11 protein-coding genes and 1 riboswitch are annotated in these 10,840 nt (G+C 34.6%); of the genes, 8 read left to right on the top strand and 3 right to left on the bottom strand.

The genetic code is table 11. From position 1 onward, the window contains the following. Positions 1 to 439: 439 nt before the first annotated feature. From ACZYT4_RS06000 to ACZYT4_RS06010, 3 genes are read right to left on the bottom strand one after another with little or no spacing between them, the layout of a single operon-like run. Positions 440 to 1,048 (bottom strand): ATP-binding cassette domain-containing protein, encoded by a 609-nt coding sequence (locus ACZYT4_RS06000; RefSeq protein ID WP_463783517.1) that lies wholly within the window; start codon positions 1,046 to 1,048, stop codon positions 440 to 442. Between the two features lie 9 nt (positions 1,049 to 1,057). Further along, entirely contained in the window at positions 1,058 to 1,555 is a 498-nt protein-coding gene (locus tag ACZYT4_RS06005) for a hypothetical protein (RefSeq protein WP_463783519.1), read from the bottom strand. Further along, on the bottom strand, positions 1,548 to 2,390 hold the full coding sequence (locus tag ACZYT4_RS06010; RefSeq protein ID WP_463783523.1) for a hypothetical protein: 843 nt from the start codon (positions 2,388 to 2,390) through the stop codon (positions 1,548 to 1,550). Before ACZYT4_RS06010 ends, ACZYT4_RS06005 begins: the two co-directional genes overlap by 8 nt. A gap of 162 nt (positions 2,391 to 2,552) precedes the next feature. Here ACZYT4_RS06010 and ACZYT4_RS06015 point away from each other — a divergent pair, with 162 nt between their 5' ends. The 8 genes from ACZYT4_RS06015 (at position 2,553) to purD (ending at position 10,834) form a co-directional block, all read left to right on the top strand. Next, the gene (locus ACZYT4_RS06015; protein ID WP_463783525.1) at positions 2,553 to 3,257 is read left to right on the top strand and encodes a LytR/AlgR family response regulator transcription factor; all 705 of its coding nucleotides are present in this window, start codon (positions 2,553 to 2,555) and stop codon (positions 3,255 to 3,257) included. Positions 3,258 to 3,302: 45 nt separating this feature from the next. Beyond that, positions 3,303 to 3,381, top strand: a riboswitch (ZMP/ZTP riboswitch). A 128-nt stretch (positions 3,382 to 3,509) separates the two neighbouring features. Further along, on the top strand, positions 3,510 to 5,180 hold the full coding sequence (locus tag ACZYT4_RS06020) for a formate--tetrahydrofolate ligase (RefSeq protein ID WP_463783528.1): 1,671 nt from the start codon (positions 3,510 to 3,512) through the stop codon (positions 5,178 to 5,180). 19 nt (positions 5,181 to 5,199) lie between these two features. After that, positions 5,200 to 5,688, top strand: coding sequence for a 5-(carboxyamino)imidazole ribonucleotide mutase (purE, locus tag ACZYT4_RS06025; RefSeq protein WP_463783530.1), 489 nt, complete (start codon positions 5,200 to 5,202; stop codon positions 5,686 to 5,688). Between the two features lie 13 nt (positions 5,689 to 5,701). Next, the gene (purC, locus tag ACZYT4_RS06030) at positions 5,702 to 6,406 is read left to right on the top strand and encodes a phosphoribosylaminoimidazolesuccinocarboxamide synthase (protein WP_463783532.1); all 705 of its coding nucleotides are present in this window, start codon (positions 5,702 to 5,704) and stop codon (positions 6,404 to 6,406) included. Between the two features lie 11 nt (positions 6,407 to 6,417). Continuing rightward, on the top strand, positions 6,418 to 7,443 hold the full coding sequence (gene purM / locus ACZYT4_RS06035) for a phosphoribosylformylglycinamidine cyclo-ligase (RefSeq protein ID WP_463783534.1): 1,026 nt from the start codon (positions 6,418 to 6,420) through the stop codon (positions 7,441 to 7,443). Next, entirely contained in the window at positions 7,437 to 8,030 is a 594-nt protein-coding gene (purN, locus tag ACZYT4_RS06040) for a phosphoribosylglycinamide formyltransferase (protein WP_463783536.1), read from the top strand. Before purM ends, purN begins: the two co-directional genes overlap by 7 nt. Continuing rightward, positions 8,031 to 9,554, top strand: coding sequence for a bifunctional phosphoribosylaminoimidazolecarboxamide formyltransferase/IMP cyclohydrolase (purH, locus tag ACZYT4_RS06045; protein ID WP_463783539.1), 1,524 nt, complete (start codon positions 8,031 to 8,033; stop codon positions 9,552 to 9,554). A gap of 23 nt (positions 9,555 to 9,577) precedes the next feature. Beyond that, positions 9,578 to 10,834: a phosphoribosylamine--glycine ligase gene (purD, locus tag ACZYT4_RS06050; RefSeq protein WP_463783542.1), complete on the top strand. Its 1,257-nt coding sequence runs from the start codon at positions 9,578 to 9,580 to the stop codon at positions 10,832 to 10,834. The last annotated feature ends 6 nt before the right edge of the window (positions 10,835 to 10,840 follow it).

Genomic DNA, 10,840 nt, shown 5'->3' on the forward strand with positions numbered 1-10,840 from the left:
TTATATGACCAAGTGTATACCAATAACCATGAATATCATGGAAACGTAATGATAACTCCATTTTTGATGAAGAACAAGTAAAATCATAAAAAATAGACTCCATATACAAAGTTGCATGATGAATAAATCAATAGGAATTGGAAGTGATAATACCATTAATACTATAACATGAATTGTGATATAAAAACATAAATATTTCATCCATTGCCAGATATATAATCGCATTTTCTGCTGCCAATTTAAGCGTAAAGATATAAAAGTATGTAGACAGAGATATTGGTAAACAATCTGATAGAAAACAAGGCTCCAAAAGATTTGAATCGCTAAAAATAAGAAATAACGAAAATCAAAAAATGGATAATGAAAAATCAGATAGGGTGTGAGCTCACCATAGAGCTGCTTGCATAACCAGAGTATCAGGCTATAGATTAAAGAAGTTTTAATCCATTTCATCTGGATGTAGTTGACCATGATCTAAACGATATATATGTGTATAGTGAATATCTGGTAAATAATCATGTGCAGCAATCATGATAGTACGTCCCTGGTCATGTAAATCGTTAATCATCTGACAGAAAGTTTGAATGGATTTTTGGTCTAAACCGCGTGTTGGTTCATCCAATAAAATCAACTGCTGATCTTCCATGATGGCTTGAATGATTCCAACTTTCTGACGCATACCCACAGAAAAGTTTTTGAGTTTCATACGTTCATAATAAGGTAAATCGAATTCTCGACAAAGTTTTTCTACCAAAACAGGATCATAATGATTTTTGAGTGAGGCTAGAAATTTGAGATTATATTCCAGAGTTTCATTTTCTAAAAAACCTGGATTTTCAATTAAAGCGCCAATGGATAAATCTTTGTCTTTTTCAATGCTGCCACTCATAGGTTTGATAATATCACAAATGAGTTTAAACAGAGTTGATTTTCCAGAACCATTGATGCCATGAATATAAACCAGTTCCTGACCATCAAGGTGTAACGATAAATCATGTAAAACAAGATGTCTATGAAATGCTATATTTAAATCTTTAATATCTAACATAAGTCCTCCTTAAAATAATTGAGTAAAGCTAATGTGAAATAAAAAATTGATAAAAACAGGTAAAGCTAAGAAAATAAAATTCTTTTTTTGACCAACCTGTAAATAAATGATGGTATTTTCCAGTAAGGTAACCAAAAGATTGAAAATCATAAATACAATTGTTACAAACATTGCATCAGAGGGAATGCCTCCAAAAAAGAAGGCATAGCTCATATAAATTATCAGTGTATAAATAAATCCCAGACCAACAAAAAGTATATAGACAGATGTGTAAAATGTCTGTTCTCCAAGTCTTGTGATCAGGGGATATAAAAGTGCGTTGATACGTGAGACAATCTGATAATTCATTAATAAAAAGACATTATTCATATAGACACATAAATAATTGGAATAAATCAAGCAGATTGTATAAGTGTTCTTACCACAAAGGATGGGTGAAGCAAGCAACATAAGAATCAAGATGATGATTATTTTTATATCAAGCAATCTGATAAGTTTTCTAGTCATAATTTTCTCTCCTTATACAAAAGAGTTGAAAACAAAAGAGAGAAATCATGCTATAGATGAGAAAACAAATTCCATAAATCATAAAATGGGAAAAGCCAAAAGGATTTTCACGTACATGTTCCAGTCCTAAAGCAACGAGATTGTTGATTTGAATAAGAAAAGCAGCTTCGGGGACAGGAAGATATCCCTGAATTAATGCAGGAAATAAAACGAGCAGAATGCCTAAAATGACACCACAACAGCGATAGACATACTTGTTGGTTATTAAAGCCTGTAAAGAAAAGATGATACTGGATACCAACGCATATCCTAGTGCTGTCATGATTAAAAAAGCAATCAGATTTATGACTTCATGAGAAAAAAGAAGTTGTGTGGTTATATAATATCCTTCTGGATAACTCATGCTTTGAAAATGAACAGGTGCTAAAAACAAATGACTGATGGCTAGCAGGATGAATTCCATCATCAAAACAACAATACCGGAAAGAACGATATTTTTAATAAAGCTTTCCAGGTAGTAATGTTGTCTTGTCAGACGCACCTCAATCATGTATGAAGCGTGGTTTTGATGCATGTTCAAAATATCATAGGACATGATATTTGGTAACAGCAACATAAATAAAATAAATAGAATTGGGTTTGTACCAATGCGAAACAGACTATAGTAAAATTCCAGACCGGCATTGGGATAGGCCTGCTGATATCCAGCTTGCGCAAAGATGGATTGTTGAAAACTATAAATCATACTGATAACCATTAATATCAATATGACGAGACATAATATCAATTTTTCTTTTGAAAGAAATGCTTTCCATAAGAAGCGGTGTTCTTTCATATTATTCATTCTCCTTTCCGTGATCATTTTATCTTTTACACCATAACAGATTGAGGTAAAAAAATATCAAAAGTGTGCCAAAAATGCACAAACAGGAGTGAAAGTGGCATTTTTTTGGTGAAAATAGAGAGTACAATAAAGATGAAGTAGAGGAGGAGAATCATGAGAGCATTTATTTGTATGGATGATGAAGAGTGTATAGAAACAATTAAACATCTATTGGATGAAATCGAAATGGAAGAAGATATCGTTGTAGATAGTTATCAGCATTATGTGAATATGTTGCGTATGAATCAGAAAGCCAGTTATGATATTGCGTTTATTGGGGATCGTATTGATGGAGAAAATGGTTTTCAGATGGGGGCATTGCTTTATGATGCCTGTCCTGAATGTTTTATTATTTATGTTGGTGATGATTATTCACATATGCATGAAAGCTTTAGGGCCCATGGCTTTCAGATGTTTTTAAAGAAAGAGCTCAAACATTTATTAGCTGGTGAATTTCAAAGAATATGGAAACAGTATCGTATTTTAAATCAACAGGTTATTTTTTATTTGAATGATGGTCGTATTCGTCGTTTTATGCCTAGTGAAATCTGTTATATTGAAAACAGTCGTTTTCAGACACAGGTCGTGACGCAGCATCAGCGTTATTATGGTCAGTTTCAGGATCTGACAAGATTAAAAGCGAAACTGTTGAAACATTCTTTTTTTCAGATGCATCCACGTTATTTTGTGAATATGCATTCTATTTTATTGATTCGTAATGGTGAGCTAGAACTGACAAATGGAGATTGTGTGCCCACTTCTGTAATGAATAAGGAATTGATTAATGATGCGATTCAATCATTTATTTATACGCTTTAAAAGACGAATAAATATTGAAAAAAAACATGAAAAATGATATTATTCAGTTAGTTATACAACTGACGGAAGTGGAATGGACCACATGGAGTATAATGTTAAAGAGTCGACCGTCTGGGCAAATGTCTGGACGTTTAGGCTCTTTTTTTGGTTTTTCACAAATTGATAGCGATATCAATAGTCAAAAACATGAATTTATGATATAAAGAAAGTGTCAAGAAGTCCTGAAAATAAAAAAAGAAAGGGTGTTTAATGATGTTAACGGATGTTGAAATTGCACAAAGTGCAAAGATGAAACCAATTCAAGAAATAGCAAAAAAAGTGGGATTGGATGAAGATGATTTAGAGCTATATGGAAAATATAAAGCCAAAATCTCTTTGGAAGCCATTGGAAAGCTGAAAGAACGTGAAGATGGAAAACTGATTTTGGTCACTGCAATTAATCCAACACCAGCAGGTGAAGGAAAAACCACAACAATGATTGGCTTATCTCAAGCTTTAAATAAGCTAGGAAAGAAGTCTGTTGTAGCGATGCGTGAACCAAGTTTAGGACCATGCTTTGGAATCAAAGGTGGTGCTGCTGGTGGTGGTTATGCCCAGGTTGTACCAATGGAAGATATTAATTTACATTTTACAGGAGATATTCATGCAATTACGACTGCGAATAACTTAATTGCAGCGATGCTGGATAATTCTATTCAACAGGGAAATCCATTAAATATAGATACACGTCAGATTGTCTGGAAACGTTGTGTAGACTTAAATGATCGTGCGTTAAGACATATTGTTGTGGGTCTTGGTGGAAAGGTTAATGGTGTTCCAAGAGAAGATGGTTTTGATATTTCTGTTGCCAGTGAAGTCATGGCGATTTTATGTCTGGCAACATCATTAGAAGATTTAAAACAACGTGCAGGACGCATGATTGTTGCCTATAATTATGATGGTGAACCAGTGACTGTTGATGATATTCAAGCAACAGGAGCCGTAGCATTATTATTAAAAGATGCGATTAAACCTAATTTAGTACAAACTTTAGATCATACACCAGTCTTTGTTCATGGTGGTCCATTTGCGAATATTGCGCATGGATGTAATTCTGTGATGGCAACAAAACTGGCTATGAAACTAGGAGATTATGCGATTACAGAAGCAGGATTTGGAGCGGATTTAGGTGCTGAAAAATTCTTAGATATCAAATGTCGTCAAGCGGGATTAAAACCAGATGCTGTGGTGATTGTCGCAACGGTGCGTGCCTTAAAGATGCATGGTGGTGTCAATAAAGCAGATTTAGCTCAGGAAAATTTAGATGCTTTAAGAAAAGGAATTGAAAACTTAGAAAAACATATTGAAAATATTCATAAATATCATTTACCTAGTGTGGTTGCGATTAATGCTTTTCCAACAGATAGTGAAGCAGAACTTCAGCTGTTAAGAGATATCTGTCAGCAAAAAGGTGTTGATGTGGCCATCAGTGAAGTATGGGCTAAAGGAGCAGATGGTGGTATTGACTTGGCTGAAAAATTATTAAATGTCTTAGAAACAAAAGAAGCTCATTTTGAACCTCTTTATGATTTGGATTTATCTATTGCTGATAAGATTAAAGTCATTGCCAGAGAAATCTATGGGGCTGATGATGTGACTTTCACAAAGAAAGTTATCAATAAAATGAAGAAATATGAAGCACAAGGTTTAGGAAAACTTCCTATCTGTGTTGCCAAAACACAATACTCATTATCAGATGATCCAACATTACTTGGAAGACCAACTGGTTTTGTTGTGAAAATTAATGATTTGATTCCTAATACAGGAGCAGGATTTTTGGTAGCTATCAGTGGTGATATTATGCGTATGCCAGGTTTACCTAAAAAACCAGCAGCTGTGAATATGGATATAGATGAAGATGGAAAAATTGTCGGATTATTTTAATGAAAGGATGAGAGTTTGAATGAAAGTTGCAGTGATTATGGGTTCTACAAGTGATTTACCAAAAGTAGAACCAGCCGTACAAATTTTAAAAGATTATGGTGTTGATGTACAGGTCAGATGTTTATCAGCACATCGTGCCCATCAAGGATTGAGTGCGTTTATGAAAGAAGTCAATGAAAATGGGACAGAAGTTGTGATTACAGCGGCTGGTATGGCTGCTGCCTTACCTGGGGTTGTAGCATCACAGACTGTTTTACCAGTTATTGGAGTCCCACTTAGTGGAGCGACTTTAGATGGTATGGATGCCCTGCTTTCTATTGTTCAGATGCCTTCAGGGATTCCTGTTGCGACAGTGGCTATTAATGGAAGCAAGAATGCGGCTTATTTAGCTTTACAGATTATGGCCATCAAACATGATGAAATCAAAGAGCAATTACAAAAAGAACGTCAGAATATGGAAGAACAGGCTTTAAAAGCGAATCAGGAAGTTATCGAAAAATTTCAATAAAGGAGACAAAACAATGGCAAAATTATTATATGAAGGAAAAGCAAAACAAGTTTATGAAACAGAAAATCCAAATGAATATATGATTCATTATAAGGATGATGCGACAGCTGGCAATGGTGCTAAACATGATCAGTTTGAAGGAAAAGGTGTTTTAAATAACACAATTTCTTGTATTATTTTTGATATGCTTGAAGAAGCAGGAATCAAGACACATATGATTAAAAAATTAAATGATCGTGATATTTTAGTTAAAAAGGTGGATATTTTCCCACTTGAAGTCATTATCAGAAATATTACAACAGGATCTTTCTGTAAGAGATTAGGAGCGAAAGAAGGGATTGTTTTAGATGAACCAATCTTTGAATTAAGCTATAAAAATGATGATTATGGAGATCCATTGATTAATGATGATCATGCGGTTGCTTTAGGACTTGCGACTCGTGATGAATTAAAATATATCCGTGAAACAACTTTAAAGATTAATGAATTATTGAAAGCATTTTTCTTGAAATTAAATTTAAAATTGGTTGATTTTAAAATTGAATTTGGAAAAACAGCTGATGGAGAAATCTTATTAGCAGATGAAATTTCACCTGATTCTTGTCGTTTATGGGATGTTAATACAAACCAGAAATATGATAAAGATGTCTTTAGACAAGATATTGGAGATTTAATTGAAACATATAAAGCAGTTTTAGCAAGAATGGAAAATAAATAAGGAGAAAACATATGGATTATAAAAAAGCTGGTGTTGATATTGAAGCTGGATATAAATCAGTAGAATTAATGAAAGAACATGTCAAAGCTACAATGCGCCCTGAAGTCTTAGGAGGACTTGGGGGCTTTGCAGGGGCTTTTGATTTAAGTGCGATTAAAAATATGGATGAACCTGTTTTATTATCAGGAACTGATGGTTGTGGAACAAAGGTGAAATTGGCTTTTGTGATGGATAAACATGACACAATTGGGATTGATGCTGTGGCCATGTGTGTCAATGATATTGCATGTAGTGGGGGAGAACCTTTATTTTTCTTGGACTATATTGCCTGTGGAAAAAATTATCCAGAAAAAATTGCCACAATTGTCAGTGGCGTGGCGCAAGGTTGCATTCAATCAGAATGTGCATTAGTTGGTGGAGAAACAGCAGAACATCCTGGTTTAATGCCTGAAGATGATTATGATTTGGCTGGTTTTGCTGTAGGTGTTGTGGATAAAAAGGATATTATTGATGGTTCTACAATCAAAGCTGGCGATGTTTTGGTTGGTATTGCTTCTAGTGGAGTGCACAGCAATGGTTTTTCACTTGTTAGAAAAGTCTTTGATATCACAAAAGAATCTTTAGAAACATATTATGATGAATTAAATGGAACATTGGGTGAAACATTATTAACACCAACAAGAATCTATGTGAAAGCTTTAAAGAACATCAAAAAAGCTGGAGTTAAAGTGAAAGGATGTTCTCATATCACTGGTGGAGGATTTTATGAAAATGTTCCAAGAATGTTACCAGATCATGCTTTAGCAGTCATTCGTAAAGACAGTTACCCAATCCCACCAATTTTCCATTTGATTCAAAAGAACGGACAAATTGAAGAAAAGATGATGTATAATACGTTTAATATGGGACTAGGAATGGTTATTGCTTTAGATCCTGCAGATGTTGACACAGCTATGAAAGCCATTGAAGCAGCAGGCGATCAATGTTATGTTGTAGGACATATTGAAGAAGGAGAAAAAGGAGTTCAATTATGTTAAAGATTGCCGTGATGATATCTGGTGGTGGAACAGACCTGCAGTCTATCATTGATGCCTGCCAGGCAGGAAAAATCAATGGAACGATTGAGCTAGTGATTTCTAATCGTCAAAAAGCTTATGGCTTAGAACGTGCCAAAAAAGCTGGCATTGAAACAGCAGTAATCAAAAAGAATGATGCATTGATTGTTTCGATGCTTAAGGAAAGAAAGATTGATTTGGTTGTTTTGGCTGGCTATTTAGCTATTTTAACTGATGAACTCATTGATGCTTATCCAAATCAGATTATCAATATTCATCCTTCATTGATTCCTTCTTTTTGTGGAGCAGGTATGTATGGCATGCATGTTCATGAGGCTGTCTTAAATAGAGGTGTGAAAGTTAGTGGGGCCACTGTGCATTTTGTTAGCAGTGAAATAGATGGTGGTCCTATCATTAAGCAGGAGGCTTGTGATATTTCTGATTTAGATAAAGCTGAAGATATTCAGGCAAGAGTTTTAGAAATTGAACATCGCATTTTACCTGAAGTTGTTGGGTTATATTGTGATGGAAGAATAAAAGTAGAAAATGGAAGGGCAAAGGTGATTTAAGTGAAAAGAGCTTTGATTTCTGTAACAAATAAAGAGGGTATTGTTGATTTTGCATCAGGTTTAGTGAAACTGGGGTTTGAAATTGTATCTACTGGTGGAACAATGAAAGTCTTAGAAGACAATGGTGTGAAATGTATTGCGATTGATGATGTCACTGGTTTTCCTGAAATGTTGGATGGAAGAGTGAAAACATTACATCCTAAAGTTCATGGTGGTTTATTATTTAAAAGAGATAATCCTGAACATGTCAAAACAATTCAGGAACATGGAATACAACCTATTGATTTGGTTTGTGTGAATTTATATGAATTTGAAAAAGCTTTAAGAGCTGGAAAACCAATGGAAGAAATGATTGAAAATATTGATATTGGTGGACCTTCTATGATTAGAAGTGCTGCTAAAAACTTCAAAGATGTTTTGATTGTGACTGATCCTAGTGATTATACAAAAGTTTTAGAAGCGATTGAAAACAATCAGGATGATTATGATTTCAGATTACATTTAGCTTATAAAGCATTTAGTACAACAGGAGCTTATGATGCGATGATTTCACGTTACTTTGCTGATGTGTGTCATGATGAATTCCCTGAAATATTAAATATTTCATTAAAGAAAGTAGAACATTTGCGTTATGGTGAAAACTCTCAGCAGGCTGCTAACAAATATGAAGATACATATGTTCAAAAATCATTATTAGATTATGAACAATTACATGGAAAAGAAATTTCTTTCAATAATGTCAATGATTTATATGGAGCAGTGGCTTTAGTCAGAGAATTTGGTAATCAGATTGTCACAGCTGCTATTAAACATTCAACACCTTGTGGGGTTGCAATTGGGAAAACAGGTTATGATTCTTATATGAAAGCTTATGAAGCAGATCCACAATCTATCTTTGGTGGCATTGTTGCTGTGAACTATAAAATTGATAAACAAACGGCTGAGCAGATGCATAAGATTTTCTTAGAAATTGTAGCTGCACCTGATTTTGATGAAGATGCTTTAGAAGTCTTAAAGAAAAAGAAAAATTTGCGTATCTTAAAATTAAAGAATTTAGATGCCAGAGATGCCAAATATGATATTAAATATCTTGAAGGTAAAGTACTTGTTCAAGAGTTAAATACAAAGATGATTGATGAAATGAAAGTTGTTACTGAAGCAAAACCAACACCAGAACAATTAACAGACATGGAATTTGGTATGAAAGTTGTCAAATATGTGAAATCAAATGCCATCTGCATTGTTAAAGACGGTGTCACTCTTGCAATTGGTGGAGGACAGACTTCACGTGTCTGGGCCTTAGAAAATGCGATTAGAAATAATCCAGATAAAGATTTCCATGGTTCTGTTCTTGCAAGTGATGCATTCTTCCCATTTAATGACTGTGTCGATGTTGCCGCTAAAGCTGGTGTGGCAGCTATTATTCAACCAGGTGGAAGTATCAGAGATCAGGATTCTATTGATTTGTGTAATGAAAAGAATATTCCAATGGTCTTTAGTGGATATAGACATTTTAGACATTAAAACTGAAATGCGAGGAGGCAAACATGAAAGTATTAGTTATTGGTAGTGGTGGTCGTGAACATGCGATTGTTTATGCTTTACATAAAAGTCAGAAAGTTGATGAAATTCATGCAATACCAGGTAATCCTGGTATTGCCCAAATTGGAACTTGTCATCCTGGCAATGTAGAAGATTTAGATGGTATTTTAAAATTTGTTGAAGACAATGCGATTGATTTTACAGTGATTGGACCTGAGGTGCCATTATGCATGGGACTGGCTGATTTACTGGAAAGTTATGGACATAAAGTTTTTGGACCAACAAAACAGGCTGCAACTTTGGAAGGAAGCAAAGCTTTTTCTAAAGATTTCATGAAAAGACATCATATTCCTACAGCTGCTTATCAGGAAGTGCATTCTTATGATGAAGCTGTTGCAGCTTTATCATCATTTGCTTATCCTGTGGTTGTGAAAGCAGATGGTTTAGCAGCAGGGAAAGGTGTTGTCATCTGTGAAGATGAAGATATGGCAAAAAAGACATTAAAAGATATGATGATTGATGGGGCTTTAGCTGGAGCTGGAAGTACTGTTGTCTTAGAAGAGTTCTTAACAGGATTTGAATGCTCACTCCTTTGTTTTACTGATGGAGAAACAATTGTTCCAATGGTTAGTGCCAAAGATCATAAACAGATTTATGATGGAAATAAAGGACCAAATACCGGGGGAATGGGAACTGTTTCACCAAATCCATTCTTGCCTGAAGGAATGGATGAAGTCTTCCAAAAAGATATCCTAGAACCTTTTATGGCTGGTTTAAAAGCAGACCATATGGATTATAGAGGGGTTGTCTTTATTGGACTGATGATTGAAAATCAAAAAGCCAAAGTGCTTGAGTTTAATGTCCGTTTTGGTGACCCAGAAACACAATCTATTTTGTTGCGTTTAGATAGCGATTTGTTTGATATTATGTATGCTGTGAGTACCAAAACATTAAAGGATGTGGAGATCAAATGGAAAGATGAACATGCGGCTTGTCTCGTTTTAGCAAGTCAGGGTTATCCAGGAAGCTATGAAAAAGGCATGGTTATTACAGGGCTAGATCAGGTTGCTGATGATATTGTTGTCTTCCATGCGGGAACTGCAGTTAATGACAATGGAGATATTGTAACCAATGGTGGACGTGTTTTAAATATTTGTGCTTTAGGACAAAGTTTAGAGGAAACAAGAGACAAAGTCTATCAAGCAGCGCAAGTCATTGATTTTCAAGGGAAATACTATCGAAAAGACATTGGATTAAATTGAGGTGAA

This window comes from Massilimicrobiota sp. mt181, from assembly GCF_055420065.1.

Coding starts and splice junctions, on each gene's coding strand:
- ACZYT4_RS06020 (WP_463783528.1), top strand. CDS start 3,510: ATGTTAACGGATGTTGAAATTGCACAAAGTGCAAAGATGAAACCAATT.
- purM (WP_463783534.1), top strand. CDS start 6,418: ATGGATTATAAAAAAGCTGGTGTTGATATTGAAGCTGGATATAAATCA.
- purE (WP_463783530.1), top strand. CDS start 5,200: ATGAAAGTTGCAGTGATTATGGGTTCTACAAGTGATTTACCAAAAGTA.
- purN (WP_463783536.1), top strand. CDS start 7,437: ATGTTAAAGATTGCCGTGATGATATCTGGTGGTGGAACAGACCTGCAG.
- purD (WP_463783542.1), top strand. CDS start 9,578: ATGAAAGTATTAGTTATTGGTAGTGGTGGTCGTGAACATGCGATTGTT.
- ACZYT4_RS06005 (WP_463783519.1), bottom strand. CDS start 1,555: ATGACTAGAAAACTTATCAGATTGCTTGATATAAAAATAATCATCATC.
- ACZYT4_RS06015 (WP_463783525.1), top strand. CDS start 2,553: ATGAGAGCATTTATTTGTATGGATGATGAAGAGTGTATAGAAACAATT.
- ACZYT4_RS06010 (WP_463783523.1), bottom strand. CDS start 2,390: ATGAAAGAACACCGCTTCTTATGGAAAGCATTTCTTTCAAAAGAAAAA.
- ACZYT4_RS06000 (WP_463783517.1), bottom strand. CDS start 1,048: ATGTTAGATATTAAAGATTTAAATATAGCATTTCATAGACATCTTGTT.
- purC (WP_463783532.1), top strand. CDS start 5,702: ATGGCAAAATTATTATATGAAGGAAAAGCAAAACAAGTTTATGAAACA.